At 42.2% G+C, this 25,566-nt stretch carries 18 protein-coding genes and 1 pseudogene; 4 read left to right on the forward strand and 15 right to left on the reverse strand.

The genetic code is table 11. From position 1 onward, the window contains the following. Window positions 1-69: 69 nt before the first annotated feature. The 8 genes from U2P91_RS01780 to U2P91_RS01815 form a co-directional block, all read right to left on the reverse strand. A complete protein-coding gene (locus U2P91_RS01780) occupies window positions 70-2,718 on the reverse strand; it encodes a cation-translocating P-type ATPase (RefSeq protein ID WP_322518926.1) in 2,649 nt (882 codons plus the stop codon). 246 nt (window positions 2,719-2,964) lie between these two features. Continuing rightward, window positions 2,965-4,869, reverse strand: coding sequence for a lectin like domain-containing protein (locus tag U2P91_RS01785; RefSeq protein WP_322518927.1), 1,905 nt, complete (start codon window positions 4,867-4,869; stop codon window positions 2,965-2,967). 73 nt (window positions 4,870-4,942) lie between these two features. Next, on the reverse strand, window positions 4,943-6,835 hold the full coding sequence (phnD, locus tag U2P91_RS01790) for a phosphate/phosphite/phosphonate ABC transporter substrate-binding protein (RefSeq protein ID WP_322518928.1): 1,893 nt from the start codon (window positions 6,833-6,835) through the stop codon (window positions 4,943-4,945). Between the two features lie 35 nt (window positions 6,836-6,870). Further along, window positions 6,871-8,100: an aminopeptidase gene (locus U2P91_RS01795; protein WP_322518929.1), complete on the reverse strand. Its 1,230-nt coding sequence runs from the start codon at window positions 8,098-8,100 to the stop codon at window positions 6,871-6,873. Window positions 8,101-8,389: 289 nt separating this feature from the next. Further along, the gene (locus U2P91_RS01800; protein ID WP_322518930.1) at window positions 8,390-9,550 is read right to left on the reverse strand and encodes an ArsA family ATPase; all 1,161 of its coding nucleotides are present in this window, start codon (window positions 9,548-9,550) and stop codon (window positions 8,390-8,392) included. 42 nt (window positions 9,551-9,592) lie between these two features. Next, window positions 9,593-9,838, reverse strand: coding sequence for a hypothetical protein (locus tag U2P91_RS01805; protein ID WP_111887470.1), 246 nt, complete (start codon window positions 9,836-9,838; stop codon window positions 9,593-9,595). Between the two features lie 89 nt (window positions 9,839-9,927). Next, on the reverse strand, window positions 9,928-11,100 hold the full coding sequence (locus tag U2P91_RS01810) for an ArsA family ATPase (protein ID WP_322518931.1): 1,173 nt from the start codon (window positions 11,098-11,100) through the stop codon (window positions 9,928-9,930). Window positions 11,101-11,191: 91 nt separating this feature from the next. Then, window positions 11,192-11,689, reverse strand: coding sequence for a MarR family transcriptional regulator (locus U2P91_RS01815; RefSeq protein WP_111887472.1), 498 nt, complete (start codon window positions 11,687-11,689; stop codon window positions 11,192-11,194). Between the two features lie 235 nt (window positions 11,690-11,924). Here U2P91_RS01815 and U2P91_RS01820 point away from each other — a divergent pair, with 235 nt between their 5' ends. Beyond that, the gene (locus U2P91_RS01820) at window positions 11,925-12,752 is read left to right on the forward strand and encodes a metallophosphoesterase (protein ID WP_162624445.1); all 828 of its coding nucleotides are present in this window, start codon (window positions 11,925-11,927) and stop codon (window positions 12,750-12,752) included. Here U2P91_RS01820 and U2P91_RS01825 read toward each other — a convergent pair. From U2P91_RS01825 to U2P91_RS01835, 3 genes are all read right to left on the reverse strand, one after another. After that, window positions 12,749-15,406, reverse strand: coding sequence for a DEAD/DEAH box helicase (locus tag U2P91_RS01825; RefSeq protein ID WP_322518932.1), 2,658 nt, complete (start codon window positions 15,404-15,406; stop codon window positions 12,749-12,751). The genes U2P91_RS01820 and U2P91_RS01825 overlap by 4 nt on opposite strands. Before the next feature lie 55 nt (window positions 15,407-15,461). Further along, window positions 15,462-15,776 carry a hypothetical protein gene (locus tag U2P91_RS01830; protein ID WP_162624446.1) on the reverse strand — a complete coding sequence of 105 codons (315 nt, stop codon included), beginning with the start codon at window positions 15,774-15,776 and terminating at the stop codon, window positions 15,462-15,464. Window positions 15,777-16,042: 266 nt separating this feature from the next. Next, window positions 16,043-16,855 carry a DUF4391 domain-containing protein gene (locus U2P91_RS01835; RefSeq protein WP_322518933.1) on the reverse strand — a complete coding sequence of 271 codons (813 nt, stop codon included), beginning with the start codon at window positions 16,853-16,855 and terminating at the stop codon, window positions 16,043-16,045. Between the two features lie 360 nt (window positions 16,856-17,215). Here U2P91_RS01835 and U2P91_RS01840 point away from each other — a divergent pair, with 360 nt between their 5' ends. Next, the gene (locus U2P91_RS01840; protein WP_111887477.1) at window positions 17,216-18,280 is read left to right on the forward strand and encodes a sensor domain-containing diguanylate cyclase; all 1,065 of its coding nucleotides are present in this window, start codon (window positions 17,216-17,218) and stop codon (window positions 18,278-18,280) included. A gap of 704 nt (window positions 18,281-18,984) precedes the next feature. Here the strand turns inward: U2P91_RS01840 and U2P91_RS01845 are convergent. Next, window positions 18,985-20,256, reverse strand: a complete 1,272-nt coding sequence (locus tag U2P91_RS01845) for a hypothetical protein (protein ID WP_111887478.1) — start codon at window positions 20,254-20,256, stop codon at window positions 18,985-18,987. Between the two features lie 999 nt (window positions 20,257-21,255). Between U2P91_RS01845 and U2P91_RS01850 the strand changes: the two genes are divergently transcribed. Then, window positions 21,256-22,686: a GBS Bsp-like repeat-containing protein gene (locus U2P91_RS01850; RefSeq protein WP_111887479.1), complete on the forward strand. Its 1,431-nt coding sequence runs from the start codon at window positions 21,256-21,258 to the stop codon at window positions 22,684-22,686. Window positions 22,687-22,744: 58 nt separating this feature from the next. On the opposite strand, the gene U2P91_RS01855 is transcribed toward U2P91_RS01850, so the two are convergent. Next, window positions 22,745-22,948 carry a CsbD family protein gene (locus tag U2P91_RS01855; protein WP_111887480.1) on the reverse strand — a complete coding sequence of 68 codons (204 nt, stop codon included), beginning with the start codon at window positions 22,946-22,948 and terminating at the stop codon, window positions 22,745-22,747. 200 nt (window positions 22,949-23,148) lie between these two features. Here U2P91_RS01855 and U2P91_RS01860 point away from each other — a divergent pair, with 200 nt between their 5' ends. Next, window positions 23,149-23,955: an EcsC family protein gene (locus U2P91_RS01860; protein ID WP_322518934.1), complete on the forward strand. Its 807-nt coding sequence runs from the start codon at window positions 23,149-23,151 to the stop codon at window positions 23,953-23,955. A gap of 476 nt (window positions 23,956-24,431) precedes the next feature. On the opposite strand, the gene U2P91_RS01865 is transcribed toward U2P91_RS01860, so the two are convergent. Together U2P91_RS01865 and U2P91_RS01870 are read right to left on the reverse strand one after the other, a co-directional pair. Next, complete coding sequence (locus tag U2P91_RS01865) at window positions 24,432-25,409, reverse strand: uroporphyrinogen decarboxylase family protein (protein WP_111887481.1); 978 nt, start codon at window positions 25,407-25,409, stop codon at window positions 24,432-24,434. Window positions 25,410-25,470: 61 nt separating this feature from the next. Then, window positions 25,471-25,566: pseudogene (locus U2P91_RS01870) on the reverse strand (cobalamin-binding protein); the annotation flags it as partial.

The raw sequence follows: 25,566 nt of genomic DNA on the forward strand, positions 1-25,566 counted from the left end.
ATTATTTTTTTTAATTTTTAAAGCCAAAGTAAAAAAACTTTACTTTGGCCTCTTATCAGTAAGCTATCATTAAATCTTATGCTGCTTTTTTCTTTGAAAGAATTTTACCACTTCAACAATTGGGATCACGAGCACTGCCAGACCCATGGCGGCAAAGTATTCGGTCAGACTAATTGCTTCGAATTCAAATGCAGCAGCGATGGGTGGGATGAAGATAACCGCTGTTGTCAGAACGAGCGATACCACCATGGCCAGGAACAAAAATTTATTCTGGCGTTTCATTTTAAAAATTGATTGGCGTCGGCTACGCATATTCAGAGAATGGAACATTTCTGCCATTGACAAGGTTAAAAACGCCATCGTGATACCATCGGCACTTTCGGCAATTTCCCAGACCCCAGCTTCTAAGTAGTGTCCCACAAAATAGGCGGCGACGGTAACCAGTGCAACCATCGCACCCTGCCAGATCACATCCACACCCAGGCCACGGGAAAAAATACCCTCCTGCGATTCTCTGGGTGGGTTTTTCATGGTGTCTGCTTCTTCACCTTCCATGCCCAGAGCAATGGCTGGAAAGGTATCCGTAATCAGATTAATCCAGAGCAAATGAACTGGTTTTAAGATTGTAAATCCCAACAGGGTGGCGACAAAAATAGCAATCACTTCGGACAAATTTGATGACAGTAAGAACTGGATGGCCTTGCGGATATTGTCGTAAATACGGCGACCTTCCTCCACTGCATTGACAATTGTGGCGAAATTATCATCAGCCAATACCATATCAGCGACATTTTTCGTCACATCAGTACCAGTAATCCCCATCCCCACACCAATGTCGGCGGTTTTAATCGATGGTGCATCGTTAACGCCATCGCCAGTCATGGCCACAATCATCCCCTGATTTTGCCAGGCTTTGACAATCCGCACCTTATGTTCCGGCTGTACCCGGGCATACACAGAGTAGTTACCAATATCTTTTTTTAGCTGATCTTCACTGATCTCATCCAATTGGGCACCGGTGATGGCTTCCTTGGGATCAACAATAATCCCCAGTTGGATGGCAATAGCAACGGCCGTATCGCGATGATCACCCGTGATCATCACTGGACGAATACCTGCCGACTTGCACTGAGCAATCGCATCTTTGACTTCAGGTCGAACGGGATCGATCATACCAGTTAAACCGGCAAAGCACAAATCATGTTCCAGATAATCCGGTGACTGATCTTCCGGCATAGTATCCCAGACACGAAAAGCAGCGGCAAGCACCCGGAGTGCCTGATCTGCTAAGTGTTTATTGGCCTGTTTGATTTCTTGACGGATATCATCAGTAATGGGTCGCTGAACATTGCCATCCCAGTAGGCGGTGCAGCGGGAAATCAGCACATCCGGAGCGCCTTTAACATACTGAGTAAAAGTACCATCTTCCATTTTGTGAAGCGTACTCATCAGTTTTCGGCCAGAGTCAAAGGGTGCTTCTCCGACTCGAGGGGTCTTTATTTCCAGGTCGCCCTTTTTCAACCCCAGCGAAAAACCGTAATTGACCAGAGCGGCTTCAGTGGGCTCTCCTTCAGCTTTATTCTCTTCATTTAAATAGGCATCATTACAGAGGGTCATGGTTTTACCCAAAAGTTGCTCATCAAAACCGAAATGATCCACAACGGTCATTTTATTCTGGGTCAGGGTTCCGGTTTTATCGGAGCAAATCACCTGAGTACAACCCAGGGTTTCAACAGCGGTTAGTTTCCTGATCACCGCTTTTTCTTTGGCCATATTGGTTACACCAAGGGAAAGTACAATGGTGACCACCGCCGCCAGACCTTCGGGAATGGCAGCAACTGCCAGGGATACCGCCACCATAAAGGTATTGAGAACGCCAATACCGGTAATTCCTTCGCCCAGATACAACCGCACCAGACTCAGAGCAAAGATAAAAATACAAATGCCCAATACCAACCAGCTTAGCACCTTGCTTAACTGGTTAAGCTTAAGTTGAAGCGGCGTGGCATGTTCTTTGGCCTGGGTAATGGCTTCGGCGATATTCCCCATTTCGGTTTTCATTCCAGTCGCGACAACCGTTGCTGAGCCACGACCATAAACCACAGCACTGCCCATATAAACCATGTTTTTTCGGTCCCCCAGCGAAATATCTTTTTGATCTCCCAGATTAAGGGCCGTAATCACCTTCCCAACCGGGACACTTTCACCGGTCAGGGCCGCTTCTTCTATTTTTAGACTGGCACTTTCTAGCAGTCTGGCATCCGCCGGCACTGAGTCTCCGGCTTCTAACAGAATCACATCGCCGACTACCAGGTCTTCGGTTTTAATTTCTTGGATTTTGCCATCTCTGATCACCCGTGAGGTGGCCGCGGAAATCGCCTGAAGGGCTTCGATGGCTTTTTCTGCCTTACTTTCCTGATAAACACCGAGTATCGAATTGATTAGCACCACTGCCATAATGATAATCACATCGGCAAAGGATTCTCCTGAATAAGCGGCAGTGATCCCCGAAATAATGGCGGCCGCAATCAGGATCACAATCATCGGATCTTTTAATTGATTAAAGAGCCGTTTCGCCAATGAATCCTTCTTCGCCTCATCTAACTTGTTTTTCCCATTCTTAACGAGTCTTGCTCCGGCTTCGGTCTGAGAAAGCCCCTCTCTTCCGGAGTTTAACTCCTTTAGCACTTCTTCTGAAGTTTGTAAATACGTCTTCATTCAATCCCCCTCAAAGTTTAATTTTTGCATAAAAAAAGCCAGATGCCTCTGCACCTGGAAAAATAACCCAAGCACAGAAAACTGTACATGAGTCTCACTCATTAAGATAAGCCAGGTATTTACTACCATGCATGTTGACTTATCACGCAAATTGCGCAAATTACTCCCTCATAACTTTTTTATTGTATCCTGGCGTATTATCTTTGTCAAGATAATACACCAGGATTTTTTTGTTGTGAATTTCTGTCAATTGTTTTCCAGATAGGGTTGTGTCGTGGTACCTGGTGCCTCCGACCCGGCTGGTCGTAACTGAATCTCAATGGCCTCCAGGCGGTAACCAAATCCTGCGGTGCCAGCTTCCTTGTCATTCTTTGCCCAATCCATCCAGCCTACATTTTCGGCATGAACCCGATAATATACATCAAACAAATTGGCATCACGACCCGTTAACCTGACCTTAATTGCTTCTAGCCGCAGCGATTCGCCGGAAGTTCCGCTCATATTGCCATTGCTCTGATAATCCTGCCAGCCCAGGTTTTCCACATGGGTACAGTATTCAATCCCCAGATCATAGCCACTGCTATCTGTCTTGATCTCGATTCCCTCCAGCCGCAAGGATTGGGCGGATGTGCCGCTAATTCCGCCGTTACTTTGCCAATTCTGCCAGCCTACATTTTGAACATGGGTACGATAAACACAATTAGCAAAGCTGTCCCGACTTTGAGTAAAGGCCTTAATACAAACATTACTGTCAGCTTTTTTTGACGTGTCATACCAACCGCCAGTTCCGGTATTACTGGTAAAACTTTCTCCCGGATTCGCGCTGGCTGCACTACTATAGTTTTCAAAACGACTTTCTACGGGTACTGACTCACTGGTTCCCGGGGTTCTAAATTTGATCACCACGGCAAACTTCTGTCCTGCCACCAACCCCACTGGATTATCCAAATCAATGGTATAATATCCTCCCTGCACGAAGGTTTCCGTCTGGGTGGTTCGCAAAGTCCCACTGGATGGCTGGTTATCGTTCACATCAGTATAAATCTTGATCTCTGCGGTTGTCCCGGGTGTTAACGCATAGGTGCTCACAGCGGTCAGATTATCACTGGCAGCTGCCGTAAAGATATTGGCGCCCCAAGCCGTTTGATCATCATCTGAATAACCCATAGCTGAAATGTTACCCAATGGATCATACTGATAAATCTGGCTGTAATTATCGGTTGCCTGAGCATTATGAAAGGCTGTCACATTGCTGCCGGCATAGGTGTCATAATAAGACAAGTAGAAATAGCCACCATCACCCCAGTCCTCTCCCCAGCTATTACGGATAATCCAGGCGCCATCACCTTCAGGTGTTTTACTAAAATTATCGCGGCTGTAATTGTCATCCCAGCCAACAATCACTACATCATGATCGGATTCTTCCTCGCCATCGTAGTAAAAAGAGGCATTTTCACTGTTGTAGTATTCTTCACTATCCAATTGGCCATAGTGTAACGAGGTATAAAGTGCCCCTCCATCAATCAGGGCCTGCTTGATCACTGATGGTAATTTTGGGATCGAGACTACTTCCTGGATATGATAAATTGGCGATAGTCCCGTTTTTTTCGGGGTATCATAAGGGTCACTGCTCTCACTGACCGGACCACTCCAACGCGCCAGATAAGCAGTCGCCATGGCATAGTTACCGCCCTCATCAGCGGTTCCGTCAAAACCGCTATTCCACATCAGATTGTTTTCTGAAAAATCAACTGTGGTATCTTTCTTTAAATAGGATTCCAGGGAAGCCAGACTGGCAAAGGCCCAGCAGCTGCCATAATCGCCCTGATCACGAACCGCTGTGATACGACCAGTATCACGGAGATCATAGGCGGCTGGGAGGGCGGCCGATGGGGTTATTGTGGCCTCATCAACTGTTCCTTCATAGCGTTCCAGCGGTGGTGGGATATGTCCCCGAGAATGGTCATCAAAGGTGGAAGTGTTAAGCGTTCCCGACTTGACCTCTTCCTGGTATTGGACAAAACCCGGATTTAAGGGCGCCACTGTTGGCTCAGTGGTTTCTTCCAAAGCCCAGACCCCGCTTGGGATTAAAACAGTCAACATTAGGCTTACTAGTAACAATGACAGTGATCGCTTGAAATTTCTTTTCATTTTCGCTCCTCTTTCTCGTTATTTGCTTTTCTTATCAAAAAGATTATACCCGATTCACCTGCTTTTTAACACCCTACATAACTTCCCGAATGACATCGTATTTGGCATCATCACTTTCTACGAATCCATCCACTGGGGATTTAATGTTGGGTGCCTTCACATATTCCACAAAAGCCTGTTTTAAAAGCGTTGTAAATTCTTTTGACAGTTTGGGATTAACGGCAATCGCATCCTTGGGAATATCCGGGGTTTTAGCTATAATTCTAAATTCATCCAAATCAATACCGCTTTTTTGGGCCCCTTCCATGGCCTCATTATAGGTCGCTCCGGCATCATATTCCCGCGATTGCACTGCTTTGATAACACTATCATGACTACCCAGATAGGAAGTCTTACTAAAAACGGTCTTGGGATTCATGCCTTCGGACTTAATAATATGCTGGGCATAGAGATACCCCGAAGCACTGCCCTCATCCACATAGGCAAAGCTTCGGCCTCTTAATCCACTTAGGCTACTGATGCCGCTGTCTTTGCGGGTAATAATGTAACCATTATACGATACCTTGCCATGCACTCGAGGGGATACCAGCGGCTCAATACCAATTTTCTCGTGTGCGTTGACATAGGCAAAGGGCGAGAACCAGGCGACATCTATGATCCCTTCCTTCATGCCTTCACTGAGGGCTTCATAGTCTTTGACAATCATAGTTCGAACCTTGTACCCAATTTTTTTAAAAACCCCATTTAAGATTGGCACATACATCGTTTTAATATTTTCCGGCGAAGTGAAAGGATTAATTCCAAAGATAATTTCATCTTTATTTTTATTTTTAGCCGTTAGCTTTTGAACATTGCTGGCCATTTCCGAAAGCTTGGTGCAATAATTTAATAACTCTGTATTTTTTGATTTCTGAGTCACAATCGTACTGATGGTATTGGTGGTGACCCGATGGGTCGTATCCACCGCATCGGAAACCTTGGAAACTGAGGACTGAATACCATGGGAGGTATCGACCTGAAGACTGGAAATCGCTTTTATTTCATTCATTGAATCGTTTAATTCAACCAGTACTTTTTGAATTTCTTCAATAACAGCCCCGGATTTCTGGGCCGCATTTTCAATATCTTTGGTTCGAGTGGTACACCGTTCAATGGCGGTATTTGAACGCTCCACCTCCACAATCACCTGATTGACAATTTGTTCGATTTCAGTGGCAAAGGTGGCGGTGCTGTCCGACAGCCGTTTAATTTCTTCAGCGACAACCGAAAAGCCCTTGCCGGCGGCGCCGGCCCGAGCTGCCTCAATGCTGGCGTTGAGGGCTAAAAGATTGGTCTGTCGGGATATGTCCTTAATGTAATCAACAAACTTGCTAATCTGCTTGGAAGAGCCATCCAGCTCGGTATTAATACCTGAAGCCTGCTTCACTCCCTCAATCAGATCGAGTAATAGATCAGAAATGCTTTCGATGGTGGATCGGTTTTCGCTCAGCATAGAAACCGATTGGCTGGAGTTTTCTTCGATTTGGACAATGTTTCCCTGGAGCTTATTCGAAACTTCAGTAAAATGGTTAATCTCCGAGTTGATTTCATAGGTACTGGCGGCATTTTCCTCGCTGAGTTTGGCGATTTCATCGGCCTGGGTGACGATGGTATTAAAAACTTTGACATTCTCTTCAGAAAACCAGCTTAATTTTTTGATATCAAAGTCCATGGTCTCCAACAATGAAAAAAGCTCGCTGTTGACATTATCCACTTCTTCCACGGGTGTTTCTTTTTCAACCATGGCGGTGAGTAAGTTATAAATGCTGTTGATGGTGACTTTGTTTTCGTTTAAGATCTCGACCGACTGAGCTGAACTTTCTTCCAGGGTCATGATATTTTGTTTCAGTTCGTCCGAAGTTTGAGCAATAGTTTTAACCTCCAGGTGGATATTATCTAGATTGATATCACTTTTAATTTCTTCCATGATCCATCTCCGTTTCTTAAATTTGTGATGACGTTTTACGCCCAATTACCATTTTTGAAAATGGGAATTTCCTGACCATCTTTGGTGATGCCGATAATCTCCAAATCGTTGGTGCCAATCATAAAATCCACATGGGTATCCGATTGGTTCCCGCCGACAGCAATTAGTTCTTCCTTGTTCATTTTTCCTCCACCCCGGATATTGGTTGGATAACATTCCCCCAGGGCAAAATGACAGGCGGCATTTTCGTCAAACAGCGTATCATAAAAAAGAATTCCGGTGTTAGAAATGGGTGAATCATGGGGTACCAGCGCCACTTCCCCCAATCGCCTTGATCCCTCATCGGTTTCAATCAGGCTCTTTAAATATTCCTCACCTTTTTGGGCCTGATAGTTGGTCACCTCGCCATCATGAAAAGTCAGGCTGAAATCCTCAATGAGATTTCCCTGATAAGAAAGCGGCAAGGAGGAAACCAGGGTGCCTTCAGCCTGTCGGCAATCCGGTGCGGTAAAAATTTCTTCAGTGGGCATATTCGCAAAGAAATATACCTGATCTGGCGTAAGCTCACCACCACCTTCCCAGATATGCTCTTTTTGAAGACCGACTGTAAAATCCGTGCCAAGGCTGTTTTTATAACGCAGCGCATCAAAATGGGCATCATTAAGAACGCGGCATTTTTCGGCGAGAAATAGCTTATGGTCATTCCAGGCTTTGACGACATCGCCTTTACCGATGCGCACAGCATCAAAGATGGCATCCCAAAGTTTCGCAATGGCTTCCTGTTCATAAAGCTCAGGAAAGACTTTTTTTGCCCATTTGGTCTCAGGGACAGCTGCCACACACCACTGGAATTCGCTGTTCATCATCTTTTTATAATAAGGTTCAAACGCTTTAGCTGAGGCCTTACTGCTGGTTTTGAGTTTTTCGCTTTCGACCCCTTTATAAGCCTCCGGATCGTTGCCAACAATAGAAATAACAGCTGCTTTCTGCTTGGCATAATAATTACGGGATTCTGCCAGCCAATTGGGGATATTTCCCAAAACATCCAGACCTACATTATCAAAACGGAGTCGGCTGGTTCTGACATCATTCCAGAAGACGATTACATCTTTAGCCCCAGCTTTATAGGCCTCGGCAACAATCATCCGACCAAATTCAAAATTCTCCACTGAACAATTAACCACTGCCAATTGGTCTTTCTGCACATTCGCTCCAGTTCGGACAACAAGTCGGGCGTATTCCCTTAATTTTTCCATATGGTCCATTTAGTTCCTCTTTTCTTCTTGTCTCGCTATAAGATGCCTGCGCTGTTTGCTGCAAGACATCAATTCCCGGCTACAAAAACTCGCAACTCATTCATTTTTGTAAAATTTGTATTTTTTCTTTTTTCGAGTGTTATATTAAAATTATATCACTTTCATCAAATAAAGAAACAAGAAAAATTTGTGAAATACGCTTTATTGTTACTTAAACTGGGAGCAATTTGTCAACGATTGCCCTTTTTCGCTGTCCATATCATTAAAAGTTTCATTTAATCTATTGTAAACCCTCCCTTTACGCAAATTTTATCCGCAGTTTTCCCTCTTCATATCGGGCACTTTGAACCGTTTTGTTACGGAGTACATCCGGCAAGGTAAAGCAGCGTTTTTCGTTCTTAATCTGAATCATCAGTTCGCTACCTTTTTGGCCCATATCAAGATCTGATTTTTCGGCAAAAGGAACGTTTAAAATAAAAGCGTAGCCGTCCTCTTCCTTCCTCACTTCAAAGATTGTATCCTTAAATAAAACCGCCGCGGGATCAGTATCGCCGAAAATCTGCTCGGCTGCTTCTAAAAGAATGGCTTCGGTGGCGAGTTCTTTATTGAGTAGCATCAGAGTGAAAACCGGCACCTCGGAAAAGCTCTCGCGAATCTCCTTTAGTCCCTCCTCCTGAAGATTTATCCATTTGCTAAAATACCCATCTAATGCTTTTGGCGGATAAACTTTGTTGACGATGATGGCATCAATATTATAGTTATACAAGTGAAGATAGGTAAAATTTCGTTTAGCTTCTTTTATGACAATCCGCTCCGGAGTCGTCACGATACGAATGCTGAGGGTTTCTTTGTTGGTCATAATCGCCTGAAGCTGATAGAGTTTTTCATTTAATTGCTCCACATCATCAAAGACATTGTCCTCGGGCATCGGGATTTTCATGACTTTTTCCATCATCGGACCAGCCACCTTAACCGCCTTTTTTTTCATCGGCAGCACGGTTTTTATCATATTGCCAAACATTTCCGGAAATTTAAGCAGCGACAGGGTTTCCCCAGTGGGTGCACAGTCAACAATCAATACATCGTACCGATTTTCTTCATAAATATCAGTGATTTTAAACAGCGAAAATAATTCTTCCAGCCCTGGAAAGACCAGCAGTTCCTCTGCTTCAATTCCCCCTTCCGCTCTGGCTGTCAGCAATTCCTTCATATAGTTTTTCATATTTCCCCAGGCTCGTTCACCTTCCAGGATGGCATCAATTTCCAGGCCCCAGAGCTTATCACTGATCTTAACTGGGGTATTCTTAAGTTTTACGCCAAAAGAATCGGATAGACTATGAGCCTGATCGGTACTCATAATCAGCACTTTTTTACCATCTTTGGCCAGCTTTACCGCCGTTGCGGCGGCCACACTGGTTTTGCCGACACCGCCTTTGCCTGTATATAAAATAATTCGCATTGTCTTCTCCCTTTTATTTAATCGACTAATTTATCGATTCATTCAATCAATAGTAACTTTTTTGACTTTTTTTTCACCATCGGTTTCGCCAGTTTTTTCTTTCTCGGCGTCGTTTACCGCACTGCTTACATCTAAAGCCCATTCTTTGGCGAGGTCAAAGATCATTCCTTTGACTTCTTTTTCAATCACCTGAACATGTTGGGCGATAGTCGGCGATAGCAGCGACAAGAAAGCATCACGTTCGTATTGCTTTGCCAAGATTACATTTTTAATAAATTCACGGTTCATTTTGTAGACCTCCCTTATTGTTTTTAATCTTAATCGAACACAACTTGCTTTGAAGTTTATCGTAAACAGCTAAGCTCATCGCACGCTATTTAATACGATTGAAATGCAATGACCAGGGTACTCTGGTCAAAGGTTGCACTGGTGACTTCCATCCCTCTGAGGGTATTGGGCATCGGAATATTACGTTTGTAATTGCCGATTTTAACAATGACGTCCGACCCGGACAGATTGACCGCTACCTCATCCTTGGTGATATTCGGTAAAAAGAGTTTCAGATCATAACCCGTTTCGGTCTGTTCGTATTTTTCACCTTCGATATCTGCCTTGATCTCAAACAAATCGGTTCTTTTTGCGAAGACATCATCGCAGATCCGATTGATGGCATCCAGTCCCAATAGATCAGTGTCATACCAGGGGATATAATATTTAGGAATCTGGTCAAAACATGTTTCAATTTCGGCGATGTATTTTTTCTGGATGCTGATCCATTCTTCGAAAAAGGGGTTACCGATTTCACGGGGCAGGATCCGGTTGATAAAGATGCCATCGACATTATAGTTATAAAGTTTCATATACATATAGTTTCGCTTGGTTTCTTCCACCACCATTTTCTCGGGAATGGTCACTAAGCGTACCGAGGATACTTCTTTGTTTTTTAACAACTCCTGAAGTTCGATCAGTTTAACATAGAGCGTTTCAATGTCGCTCATGGCGTGGCGATCGGGCAGTTGTATTTTGAATAATGATTTTGAAACCGGGGACAAAATTCGCACTGCCACCTTCCCGATGGGGAAAAACTTATCCATATACCAGCACATCAGCTCGGGAAATTTAAGCAATGACAGGGTTTCTCCAGTGGGGGCACAGTCGACAATAATCCGTTCATAATCGCTATTGTCATATAGTTCCTGGATTTTCAAAAGCGCGAACAGTTCATCCATCCCTGGCATCATTATGAATTCATCCATGTCACCACCTTCTGGGTTGATCGAGCCAATCATGTTGCTAAAAGCCCTCATCAAATTTTTGAAATCTTTTTCCATCACATAGTTGGGATCGATTTCCAGAGCATAGAGATTATTGGCTACCGCGACTTCCTCTTTTCCGATTGGAACATTAAACAGATCCCCCAGATTGTGGGCCATATCGGTGCTGACGATCAGGGTTTTTTTGCCTTCCTGTGACGATTTGAGGGCATGAGCAGCAGCCACACTGGTTTTGCCTACCCCACCTTTGCCGGTAAAAATTAGTATTCGTTTCATTTGCTCTCCTTCTACATTTTATAATTCACTTGTCGAATAGTTCGTTGTCCGAAGTATATCTTCTAAAAAATGCTGCCCGAGGGCAGCGGTCTTATTCAATCATGATCTTTCTGATTTTTGGCTTAGTTTGTTTTTCTGCGGTCTTACTGGCGTCTTGACTAAGGGTGTCCATAACCTTATCTACCATTTTGAAAACCAATTGAACTTCCTCACGGGTAAAGCTGTCCATTATCAGTTGTCCGTAACGGATCATCTCATTAAGAATATCCCGGATCGTTGCTCTACCAGCCTTGGTAAGTTTTATGGTGACTACCCGCTTGTCTTCTGAGCTTCTTTCGCGGACTAAAAAGTCCCGTTTTTCCATCCGGGCGACAATTCCGGTGGCCGTATTTAAAGGAACATTGAGGTAGTCGGCAATCTGGGTCATGTTCACATCATTTCGTCGATATAAGAGTAGTAGCACAAACACTTCATTTTTCGAACAATTAAAAATTTCATTTCCCCAGATATCCGAGGATAACAAGTATTTTATTTTGTCGATATATTCAAAAATCATTGCTTCAAGATTACCGTTAAAGCCATTGTCCATTTAATTTATCCTTTTTTTCTATTTGCAAAGTACTTCGCTCTTCGAATTAATTTAATTCTACATCCGAAGTATTACGTTGTCAAGCTATTTTTTTCTTTTTTTGTTCTACTTAATCTTTACAGTGATCTGTCGATTTAATTTGTCAGCAATGCCAGGAAAGAGGACAACACTTCTGTTCTTTAAAGAGCCTTTAAAGATTACAGGTTATAATGCACTGAATACAAAAGGAGTACCCATGAAATTAGGAAAATTATTACTGATCACCACCATCACACTAACCACAATTATTGTGGGTGGCTATATTTATTCCCGTTATGTTGAACCAAGCCTCTTAATCGTTAATCGTGAAAAGCTTGAAAACAGCAAACTAGAGGCCCCCCTTAAACTTGTCTTTTTCGGCGATACACACCTGGGCGAATTTAATGACAATGATCAGCTTGATCGCATCGTTGCAAAAATAAACGCCGAAAACCCCGATCTCGTTATCTTTACCGGCGATCTGATTGGTTCTACTAAAAATTTCTCTGTCAATCCTGAAGAAATTTCCCTGGGTCTTTCAAAGATCAATGCCACCTATGGCAAGGTCGCTGTTATGGGAAATCATGAATACGCCTTAATCGATAACTACAATTATGAAGATCTGATGAACGCCGCTGGCTTTGAGGTACTGGTTAATGACTGGCTGGATATACCTGAACTCAACGTTCGTCTTCTTGGTCTGGATGATGTCTACCGGGGCAACCCGGATATAGACCTGACCGATGAAGTCCTTGAAAGCAGCTATAATATTCTCTTAACTCATGAGCCGGATATTGTGGATGAGATGACCATCGATGCCGTTCAACTGGTTTTAGCTGGGCATACCCATGGGGGGCAGATTACGCTTCCCTATTTAACCGAAATGATTTTGCCAGCCAACGGAAAAAAATATGTAAAGGGTCTTTTTGTTATTGGCAACCAGGGTCAAACCAGTCTGTTTGTTACCAAAGGCACCGGAATGACCAAACTACCCTTTCGATTTATGAACGTCCCGGAAATTGTCGCCATTGAGGTCAGTCCCTAGATTCCACCTAAACTTAATAATCTCAGCAGTTGTTCATTGTTCAGCTCAGTGATCCAGCCCTCACCGGAAGCCTTGATAATATCGCCAGCCAGCTGATTCTTTTCTTCAATCATAATATCAATCTTCTCTTCAATGGTACCGACGGTAATAAATTTATGCACCATCACATCACGAGTCTGACCAATTCTAAAAGCTCGATCGGAGGCCTGGTTTTCCACCGCCGGGTTCCACCAGCGGTCAAAATGGATAACATTATTGGCACCCGTCAAATTTAGACCAACCCCACCAGCTTTTAGCGACAGCACCATAAAGGGGATATAGGTTTCCCCATTAAAGGCTTCCACCAGTTCGGTTCGTTTAGCCACCGGGGTACCGCCGTGGAGCACCAGCCCGCGACGGTGAAAGATTTCTTCCAGAAACCGGGCCAAGGGCGCGGTCAGTTCTTTAAACTGGGTAAACACCAGCACCCGTTCCCGCTTTTCATAGATGGTTTCACAAATGCTTTCCAGCATTTCAAACTTTCCACTGTGATCCCGCTTATAAAGATCCTGACCCAGATACTGATCCGGGTGATTACAGATCTGCTTGAGTTTGATGATACTGGATAAAACCAGACCTTTGCGGGCAATCCCGTCGCATTCTGCCAGTTTCTTTGACAGCTCCGCAACCAGATTCTGGTAGAGCACCATCTGCTTTTTCGACAGCACCGGATATTCTTTGATTTCAATCTTATCCGGCAGATCCGAGATGATCGCAGCGTCGGTTTTTAGGCGGCGCAGAATAAAAGGATTGACCAGGTTTCGCAGTTTAGTATAGCCGGTAGGATCCTTTTTTAAGCCTTTTGTAAACCCGGTGAATTCTTTAGCACTTCCCAGCAGTCCACCATCGAGAAAATCAAAAAGCGACCATAAATCCAATAGGTGATTTTCAATCGGGGTTCCTGTTATGGCAATTCGGGTTTTGGCCTTGAGCGCCTTGATGGTTTTAGTTCGTTTGGTACCGGGATTTTTAATAGCCTGAGCCTCATCCAGAATAATCAGAGCCCAGTGGATTTCGCGCAGCGCTGTTACCCGTGCTGCCATGCCATAAGTGGTGATGGTTAAAAAAACAGGTGTTGCCAGAAATGCTTTTGGATCTTTGGCAACTGCCATCCCATGCAAGACCCTGACCGGCATTTCTGGGGCAAATTTCTTGATTTCCTTTTCCCAGTTCCCAATCAGAGATGCCGGCAAGATTAACAATACCCGATCCCCCTGATGACTGCGCAGGTGTTCTAACAGAGCTATGATCTGGATGGTTTTACCCAGCCCCATATCATCAGCCAGGCAGGCCCCCAGCCTCAAGTCGACCATGTATTTCAGCCAATCGTAACCGGTTTGCTGGTAGGGTCGTAGCGCTCCGCAGAAACCGGGTTCCGGTTTTTGCCCTTGCAAAATCTGAGGATTGCCCATGGTTGCCGTCACCCGGCGGAGCCAATCCCCGGTTGACACATGGACTTCCAAGTCGGTCGTCGGTATTCCCAGCAATTCTCCCGAACCGAGTTCCAAGCGCATGGCCTGGGCCAGAGTTAGCTCTTGCTGGTCAGCCAGTGATTCAGTTTTTGATAAGGCCTCTAATGCAGCTTGCAACTGTTTATGATTAATTTCCACCCATTTTCCTTTAATCAGGGCCAATCCCTGAGTTTCTGCCAAGAGCCCCTGAATCTCGGCCTTGGAAATAGCGGAATCTCCAAACATGAGGTTTGGCTTAAAAGACAAAATAGCATCCATCCCCACCATTGCCGGTTCTTTTTCCCCCACGGTCAGATTAAGCCTTAGCTGATTAGCTTTCTTGCGCCACCAGTTGGGAATCCGGCACATGATCCCGGCTTCTTCGTAAAGGGGGATTTCAGTTAAAAAAACCGTGGCATCTCGGGCACTTAGTTTTAGAGGTGAAAACAACGCCCCACTTTCCATCAGATCCGAAATAAACCGACTGACATCGGCCACCCGGCTAACGGTAGACAGCAGCTGAATCAGCTTTTCGGGTTGATTTTGATATTCCCGCAGGGCATTTTTCAGGGGCGTATGCACCGCTTTTTTGCCGTCCTCGGGTTTGGTGGAATAGGTGGCTAAAAAAGCAAAGGGGTACCGCTTCTCTTCACTATTCTCTACCAGATGAAAAAAGATTCGCCCAGCCACATTTATCCCCGCGTGATGCTCGGTTAAAAACGCTGCTACTGTACCCGGATAGCTCATAATTGCTTCACCGTAAACATCGGTGAGGCGCTCCCAAATGTTTCTAATCCATCCATCGTCAACATGAGCCATGCCATTTCCAAAGGGAATTATTTTGCGGATTTCTTCGATTTCATCTGCAGTCAAGCTGAGCTCGACATCTTCCCTGGATAACTCCAAATCCGGCTGTTTGGCAATCTTTTGAATAAATTTCTCGCTGATTTGATAAAGAAAAGCCATCGTCGGCGAAAGAAAATCCGGATCACTAACAAATCCAAAATAAAAAAGGGTCCGATCTTTATTCGCTCTGAATTGGGCTTGCCATGCCTGCTCAAACTGCCTTTTATCTTTAGTGAACCCTTTTTTTGCCACCGATTCATAATCTAAGATAAAGTCATCCTTGGTAAAGCTGGCAATTAATTCAATATAGTCTGTCATTGTCGTCTTCCTTTTAATTTTACACCAATCTCATGGTGCTTTTGAATTCTTATGATTATTTCTTTTGGGCGTGAAGATGTCTACGGATCTGTTCGACAATTTGCTCAATGGTGTAATATTCTACCGCGATGACGTTGAGGGTTGTTTCATAACCGTTCTCATTAATAATCTGAGGTGTAAAAACCAACCTTATTTTATTGCCCTCTTCATCATTCCAGTCGGCAGTCGTCATTTCTTGTTTTAAACTTCTGAAGAACAACTCTATCTGCTTATCATTCAAGGGCAGATAAAACCCTTCGCGGTTCAGCAAAACATTAATGTCTCTGACGCGTTTTCCGATTCCTTTTATGTTTTTAATTCGTTTTAACATCGCTACTCCTATTTTTATGACAATTAGAATTAAGAAAAACATTGCACATCGAAATTTTTTGACTAACATGGTCTCTCATCCAATGTCATTTCATTTTTTCTATTATATCAGTTACCGGTTCCAATCTGCAACTTAATAAAACGTTATCAAATCCGCAGGGTTCCTTCAAAACGCGCTGATGCGATAACTAATCTTTACCGCCACTCCTTTTCGGGTACACCAAAAAAACACTCATAATGAGTGTTTTTTTACAATCTTTATCGATTCTATATCAACGAATAATCAATGCGATTTCCGGTTCGATTCTGCATCTTCATATATACATTGGGGAAAAAAGACCGTACTGTTTCTGACGGTTCTTCTTGTGCCGTTGCGGGTTTAGGTTGGTGGGTTTCAATATGAATTGACTGCTTTATTTTTCGCACTTCGTCCTTAGCAGTTTTTAATTCTGTCGCCAGCTTCACCTGTTTACCGAACTGCAGCTCTTTTCTTATTTGACTTTCCAGTTTTTTGATGGCCACTTCCAGCTTTTCCAACTGTTCGCTTTTTCCGAGTTGTTTTGCTGTTCCAACACCATCATCAGCTTGTTGATCGCTGCTCTCAGCCCTGGTTGGAAAGGGTTCAATCTGCATAAAAAGGTTCTCATAAATCAGATCAAGATTCCAACCCTCAATCGTCAAGGTTAAATCATCAGTGATCATCCAGTTTGTCTGATAGTAATTCTGACAGTGAAAGCGATCTTCGTGAGGGTTAGACTGATAATCACAACACCATAACTGTCCCCATTCTTCGTATCTAACGATAAAGATAGTATATTGGTCAATTTCTCTGCTTATGATCTCGATGATCTTGGTGTTGATGGCTTGGCGGTTTAAAAATATCTCGACAATTGCAATTTCAGTAATCCGTTTCCCCTTCTGTATCGACATCGTTTCTGATGAAAGGGTGTTGATCCAGTTGATGCTTATGATTTCATCAATGAAATACTTTTTAGAGATGGGATCACTATTTAAATATTTGTAAAAAAGTTCTTTGGGTATCTGTTTATACACATTTGTGGTTTTGGGTAAGTCAATCATAGCATCTCCTTTTCAAAATCGTATTCACTGCTCACAATGAGTTGTGATCTTACTAGTTATGTAATCGACAATCATTCCAAAACCCTTAGCTATTTTTACTCTCTCTTTACAATAATACCCAGATTAATACCCGGAGACCTCTTCCACTCTTTCTTTTTGTAAACTTATATTCCTTTATCTCCATTACCCTTATATTCACTCAAGCTTTTCAGCCATTTACAGTTATCTTTTCAATTATCTTGAAATTTTGTCTCGTTAAGTGTTACAATACGAGTTATATCTTTATCGAAGTGAAAAATAGCTCCACAAGCATTGCCTAAATGTCCTGGCTAAAATAAATCTATAAAGGAGGTCAACATTTTGAATTCTAAAAAAAACTGGCATACGCATATCCTTACTTACCTATGGATTGCCATTGGGGTCTCATCATCGGTGACACTTATAAACATGTTTTTTTCCAGTTTAGATACCAAGACCTTTTTTTTAGAACGGTTTTTATTGCCATTTGTTCTTGAAGTTTTAATTCTCTTCATTCTAAAGTGGCAGATCCGATCACATGCTCCAGCCATCCGCTACTATATTGTGATCGGAACCCAGGCTATTGTTACTATTTTGTTTGTCGTTCATTCTTCCATTTTTTATGTGATGTTGGCACTTTTCTTAATGCCCATGCTGATTTCGGTTTTTTTTCTGAGTCTTAAATTGATTGATTTTACCTTTTGCTTGACACTGGTTGTGTTAATCGCGATGAAACTGTTTTTCCCGCCCTTATCTGTTATGTCAGTTATTGAACTAACCACTTTTGCCGCTATTCTGGTGAGCACTTATTTTTTATCGCGGGAATTGACAAAACGATTTTCAGTAGTTTATACCGATATGGTTGTATCCGTTGAAAAAGAAAAAGAACTCTTATATCGAAATATCTATATGGAAAAACTAACCAAAATGGATTTAGCCACTAATTTATATAACCATAAAACCTTTCATGAATATCTCGAAGAACTGGTCTATCAATGTAAAAATCAGCCCTTTGACCTTTCGTTGGGGCTGATGGATCTGGATCTCTTTAAAGGAATAAATGACCGACAGGGCCATTGTAACGGGGATTTAGTTATTTCTACTGCTGCTGCCATTATTTTGGATAACCTGGAAGCCAATGATTTTGCGGCCCGGTATGGCGGTGAAGAGTTTGCAGTTATTTTTACCGAAAAATCACCCGAAGCCTGTCTCTCCATTTTAGAACAAATTCGCATCGATCTGGAAACAGCGGTATTTGAAACCATGCCGGACGAAGTGGTAACCATGAGCATTGGCTTTGTCCCGTTTACTCCCAACATGAGTAAAACTGACTTGTTTGAAGCCGCTGATGCAAGCCTCTATAGTGCCAAAGAAAAGGGGCGAAACCAAATTCAATGTGCATCCTAACCGTTGCTACAATTAAAAACAACCACAAAAAAGACTAATGCCGATTCCACGCTTTTACCTGTAGAATCGGCTTAGTCCAAAATCTCTGTTGTCATCCGTTTGGATTCCTCCTCTGATTTTTTCATCAATTCTCTTCTTCTCACTACTAAATGTAAATCTTGCCAACTTTTTGATGTTTTTACTTTTAAGATCCGATTCGTTTTATTCTCACTTGATCATTATTTACTGGATTCTTTACTTGGTATCTTTGATCTAAGAACATTTTCTCGTTTCCAATTCTTTTCATTGGATGTGGTTTTCAGAAACCGTGAGAACTTTTCTTTTTTCATTCATACTTTTCTTTTATCGTTCATTTAATTCGTTGTGAGTTGACCTTCTTATCTTAATTTCATAACAATCTGTTTTCTTTAATCTAATCAATTTAACCAGTCTTTAGGTGATCTGAGTTATCTCAATTATCTTTAAGGGCGTCGGTTCGTATTTACTTTTATAGGGTCAGTTGATCTTTGATTAACTCTATTATAACACCTTTTTCTAATCTGTAAATAGTTTTTTTGTAAACGTTTGTATATTTTTTGTATAGCCTTCGCGTCAAACAATTGTTTAGTTGTTTACCAACTACTTGGATGCCAGCAAACACGTAATCTAAAAAAAATCGTCCAAGTATTGACTTGGACGATCCTTCTTATCGCCATGAGTAATTTTTATTTAAATACTTTTATCTTTAACTCGCTCGCACTGCTCGCATCCAGATGGTCAATGATATTTAAATTTTCCAATGCAATTTTTCGAGTGAATAAATACCGAACCCGTTCTTCAAAAGCTTCCGGAAACGCTTCAGCCAGGCTGAGATCCCGGGCAATAGCACGGCTTCTGCCCTTGCCATTATTGTGACAAAGCACCCATTTGTCCTGGGTGATGCTAAACACATCGGCTGTGTTGGTTGGACCTGGACGAAGATAAGAGGTCATCGCCTGTTCTGCTTTTTCCGTCGAGTCGCCACACCCCACGGTGAGAAAAACACATGCCGGATGATCGGTAAGAGTTTTTGTAAAAGCTTCTTTGGTTCCCTCAATGAGCTGTAGCAATTCGGGCCCTATCTGGTCGTTTGTTTCAAAACAACCCAGATTTTTCCGAGCCTTTAAAATATCAAAACACTCCCCTTTTAAATCCTCCACCCGTTTCCCGCCGTCGGTAAAGAGGAATTGAGAATAATTATAAAAGTCCCCGGTGATACCTGATCCGAATTCATAAGCAACAATCTGCTGCTTCTTTTCATCATATTTACAGCCAAACCGTCGACGATGCTGTTGACCTTTAGCGGTTGCCTTGGTCTTTAGTCCATTGGCTTCAATATAATACCCTTTATTTTTCTTGTTGTTGTAAAGATTTTTGCGATACCCCGATTTATAGGCTTGCCATGAATATTTGCATTCAATGAGCACCATCTCGTGCTTTCCATTCTGCTTAACCTTAGAAATAGCAACCATATCCAGTCGGCCCAACGAGGTGGCTTCAGGTGCGTAGTTTAAATCCACACAGTACCAGTTCGAATCCGGATTAGCATTGTTATTACAGGCAATGATCCCCTGATATTTTTGTCCCAGTGGCCCGGCTTTTGCTTCAATGGGAGCACTTTCAACCAGGGCATTTTCGACATTTTCTTTGAGTTCCGGGTAAGATTCAACAAAGGCGGAAACAAATTCCTGGTTAAAAGGAAAGATCATCACATCCGCTTTCTGGGTGAATTTCAGTCCGCAAAATGCGGTTCGATCAATAAAAAATTTACTGATTTTAACGTGGCATTGCTGATCTTCTGTATAGATCAGCTCCATCATGTTTTTACCCCAATAATATAAGATGATGTTCTCGTTTCGAATACCTAAAAATAATTCTTTGTTTCCAATAACCCTATTTTTTAAAAAAGCTTCCACTTCTGGAATGCTTAGTAATTTTTCTATGTTTCCTCTTGGCAAATAAATTTCCTCCGATACTATTTGTATACATAATTGCACTGAATGGTCCATGAGTTACCAACAAATATTCAATGCTGTCTCGACGGATTATATAATTTTACAATTAAAGTTTATTATAACCTTTATAATATAAAGACGCAACCAAGATTTTTTTAACAAAAAAGACTAAGACCGATTTTACAGTTTCATCTGTAAAACCGGTCTAGTCTAAAATCTCTGTTGTCATCCGTTTGGACTCCTTCTGTTGATTTTACCAAAAATCTTCTTTTTCGCTTTTCTTTTAAACTCCGCCAACTTTTTGGAATCATCTTACTCTTTAGAATGGATCTGTTTAACTCATTCACATCATTCAGAAATCATACTGCCATCATCTTCACCGAATGGTTTTTCTTGATACCCAATGATCTTTGGCTATCTCTGTTTGATGTCTTTGAGGTTTCATCCGTTCTTCATTTCGGAGCAATCTGTTTTCTCATTCAAATTTTTCCCACTGCCCATAAAAGAATCAATTGTCCATTAACTAATTTTCTCAGCTAACCCTGGCAATTTTTATTTTTCTGGTGAGTCGTGCGACCGTCTATGATTCAATAACCGAAATCATTGAGTCAAGAAAAGGATTAGGTTGATCTTTGGTTCATTTATAGTATATCACTTTATTCGCATAAGTAAATAGACAAGCTGTAAATGTTTGTATTGATTTTTCTAACAATAATAACCACAATGTAAAAATTGGCCGATTCTTACCTAATTATCTATGATTCTCTCTTTAATAAAACACAGTGGAACAAAAATATTTATTGCTTGGTTGAATCTTTGTATTTTTTTTAAAGAATGATTGCAAAATTTATAATAAGAGTGTAAAATTTAAGTAACAAATTGTATCTGAAAAAAGTATATTTAAAAACTTAAGACGTTTGTTCCTAATAATACGAATTAATACGATAATTAAGAACGAATCTACGATAAACCAAAAATTTGTTGACCAGGAGGATACTGGAAATGAAATTTGTTAGAAGTATTTTTTTATGCATTGTTTTTGCTCTGTCATTGGGGATTTTTCCTTCTGCTGCATTGGCTGAGGAAACCACTGTCGAAGGCGCTGCGATCACAGGCCTCGATGCCCAACCACTTGTGGAAACCCGGGAGATGCTCCCCGGTGATGTTGCCCCAGATCCAGGTTGGCCAGACGAAGCCTATTTAGATGGATCAATGAGCACTTCAGCGGTGTTCTCCCCGCGACTTACCGCCCCAACAACGGACAATGATTATTTTTTTTCCAAAAACATTTTTTATCTCGCTGGCTACGGTATGCCAAACTGTACCGCTTATGCCTGGGGACGAGCCTATGAGATCCTGGGAAGCAAGCCTAAATTAAGCAACGGTAATGCCAATCAGTTCTGGGGATATAACCAAAACAGCGGTGCCTATCCTCACGGAACGACGCCAAAACTGGGAGCAATTCTGTGCTGGGACGGCAATTCATATGGTCACGTTGCCGTTGTTGAAAAAATTGAAGGCAACAAGGTCACTGTTTCAGAATCATCCTGGAGCGGCTCGTTCTTTTACACCAACACCTTCACTGCCGGTTCTGAGGACTCCGTCTCTGTGGGTGGATTCCAGGGCTATATCTATATTGATGATTTTGATCCGGCAGTCCCCCCAGACACCACCCCGCCAACAATAACTAATGCTCGGATCACTGATGTCAGTGATGACGGCTTTACGATCACCTGTGACGTGACCGATACTGATTCGGGAATCGATTCTGTTTATTTCCCAACCTGGACCGATGCAAACGGTCAGGATGATATTATCTGGCATCGCGCTTCAATAAGTGGCAATACCGCATCTTTCCGGGTTTTATACAGCCAACATAACAATGAATTTGGAACCTATTCGGTTCATGTCTATGCTTATGACAAAGCCGGAAATAGTTCTGCTACAGCGTTAAGCCTTTCGGCACAAAAAAGCATAACTTGTTCCTATCAAACCCATATCCAGGACGTTGGCTGGCAGGATTGGAAAACAAACGGTCAGATCAGTGGCACCTCCGGGGAGTCCAAACGTCTAGAAGCCATTGGCATTCGATTGGATAACATGGGTTATGATCTCGGCATTGAGTATCGTACCCATATCCAGAACATTGGCTGGCAAGATTGGAAACGCAACTGTGAAGTAAGCGGCACCTCCAACCAGGGCTTACGTTTAGAGGCGATTGAGGTCAGACTAACCGGTGCCGATGCTTATCGATACGACGTTTATTACCGGGTTCATGCCGAGAACGTCGGCTGGTTGGACTGGGCTAAAAACGGTGGCAGTTCTGGTACTGAAGGCTTCGGCTACCGGCTTGAAGCCATCGAAGTGATCGTCGTACCGACCGGTTCACCGGCACCAGGAGCCACTATACGGGCTTTTCAAAGCAATCATTAAATAATCACAAAAGCACCCCGAATCGGGGTGCTTTTGTTTTTGGCTCTATTTAAGAATTCTATTTTTTAATTTTTCCTTTTAAATCTTCAATGGCTTTTTCAGCGGCTTCTTTGGTCATCCCGTATTTTTCCTGAAGTTTTCCAACCAGAATTTTTGCATCACCTTTGACAATTTCCAGATCTTCATTGGTAAGTTTCCCCCAGGTTTTCTGAGCTTCGCCTCTCATCTGTTCCCATTTTCCTTCAAATATGTCTTTATTCATTTTCTTCCTCCTTAAAATATTGTTATTTTATTATTTACCCTGACTAAACGAGTCTAAACAAGTTTAAGCTTTGCAATTGTTTTTTTAAGTAATTTCTCTTTATGATCAATAATACTTATCTGTTTCTACCACAGCGTTTATTAAAGAAATCATGATAGAATGATGCTAGTTTATAAATCGATCGATTGGAGCTCTTAAAAATGAAGAAAGACCTTATTTTATCTAAACAGATGACAATTCTTGAAAAACATGAACAGAAGTTTCTAAATCAAACAGAAAGTCAGTTTAGTAAATCAAATCTCACCCCTGTGGTTAACAAGCTCCAGGCGAAAATACCTGATAAATTACAATCTACCCTGGATACGGCTTTCTATATGGGGTTTCATATGGTCTTTGAAAAAGGAAGCCCCATTATCGAAAAAACAATTAATAAAGAAAAAATTGCGGTGGACTATGATTTAAGTAATTACGCCATTGGAAAATACATGCGAAAAAAACATCTCAAAACGCTGGATAAATCGTCAAAGCATTCCAAAACGATCAATGAATCCATTGCTGCCATCGAGGGTAGCGTTCTTGGTTTACTGGGAATTGGACTCCCTGATATCCCTCTGTTTCTTGGTGTCATCGTCAAAACCATTAATGAAATCGCATTATCCTATGGTTTTTTATGCACCTCCAAAGCAGAAAAAGCATACCTGCTTTATTTAATCTGTGCTGCTATGACTAAAGAAGACCGGCGAAAAGCCTATGACAAAAAAATTGAGCACTTAGGTCAGCATATCGATGCCCAAACACAAACCAGCATTGATTTAGAAACAGTTATGAAGGAAACCTCCGACATTTTATCCAACACCCTGCTGACCGCCAAATTTATCCAGGGACTGCCGATTGTGGGCGTCATCGGCGGTGTGGTCAACCCTTTTATGATCAACAAAATCGGCACATACGCCCGGATCAAGTATAAGAAACGGTACCTGCTTAGAAAAATAAAATCTCAACGATAACGAATGTATAACTAGTTTATAAGGTTCAAACCCCAGACAAACAGCAGCATTCCAACCCATAAAAACAAAAAAACAAACTTCATGGTAGTGGACCATGAGCAAACCGTTGCCATAAATATATTTTGCTGAGGATAATTGTTGATTAGTACCATTAACAACGTATTCTCGATCAAGTCAAATAGTGCCCGAGCGACGGCTAAGACAATTAATACATTACGATACACTGGATTCGTTGTACTCTTGAATGATAGGGCCAACTTTAACAGGTTTTTTCTATATGTATGGGCTTTCCGGTCAATCATATTTAAAATTTCTAGATGTTAAAGAAAATGATTTTATCAAAACCACCCTCTTGTTATTGATTGATACTGTCAAGAAATAGCACTGTTTCTTGATGCAATCAGCAAAAAAGACCGATCCCGGCAAAACCCACTGGGTAACTGCCGGGAACGGTCTTTTTGTTATGATTATTGGTGTTAAAACATTTCTTTTGATAATTGATCAATAACTTTTGTTGTTTCTTCATAAACACCCGGGAATGAACTAAAGTTTAAACCTTGGGTCAAGTTAGGAATAAAGTATAATTTTCCACATTCTTTGCACGCTTTTTCAGTATATTCAGCCACGATTTCTGGTGTCCATCCTGGAAAATCAACAACACCGCTGTCAATCGCACCCATGAATGCGATCTGTTTGCCATATTTCTCTATCAGTTCTGGCACATTATTGGTTGTCATGACACCCTGCCAGATATCGATGCCCATGTCGATCATGAAAGGAACCAGGTTAACACCATAAGAATCGCTATGGTGAACAATCAGTTCAACGCCGTTTTCTTTATAGAAACCATAGATTTTTTTATAGGCAGGCAAAAAGAACTCTGCAAACATTTCTGGTGAAACAAAAGACGAACGTTGGCTACCCCAGTCGTCATGATGAAAGATACAATCCGGATGAATTCGGTTAATCAATTCTTTTGCATAGGCCAGTTCATAGTCAACCAGATAGTCGATCAGGTCATGCATGTCTTCCGGTTCTTCATAAAGAGCCATTAAGGCGTCTTCCATGCTCATCAAATGATGGGTCATTTCGAAAACTCCGGGAGCCACAAAGGCAGTTACAAATTCTTCGTTACGATCTACGGCTTTAGCATGCGCAACAGCGGCGGCCCATGCTTCATCTGACGTGGCAACAACTGGTGCCTTGACTTGGTTTTTCCAGTCAGTGATATCTTTTAATACCTTATGTTCCGCATCATGCACCGGGAATCCACCCAATTGATCAGCTGGCCAACTAAAAGTAATCCCCCAACCATTAACGATTGTCTGACCTGGCCCTGCCATTTCGCCCAATGGTGCTTCCATGATCAAATTCATAAATTCGTATTGATTTACAAACCGATCAGGATTGCCACCCTTAATGGTTTCCATTAAATTCTGTCTTTTTGTTAACATTCTCGGTCTCCTTAAGATTTATTCGTCTAAGTTAGTTTTTGAGTTTTTCCAACCTTTATTTTTATGCAACCATTTCTTTCGCTTTAACAGCCGCGCTACCAGCATCAGGAGCAAATCCGTCAGCGCCGATTTCAGCTGCATATTCTGGGGTTACAGG

The sequence above is a fragment of the Acetobacterium sp. K1/6 genome, from assembly GCF_034438075.1.
Lineage (GTDB): Bacteria > Bacillota > Clostridia > Eubacteriales > Eubacteriaceae > Acetobacterium > Acetobacterium carbinolicum.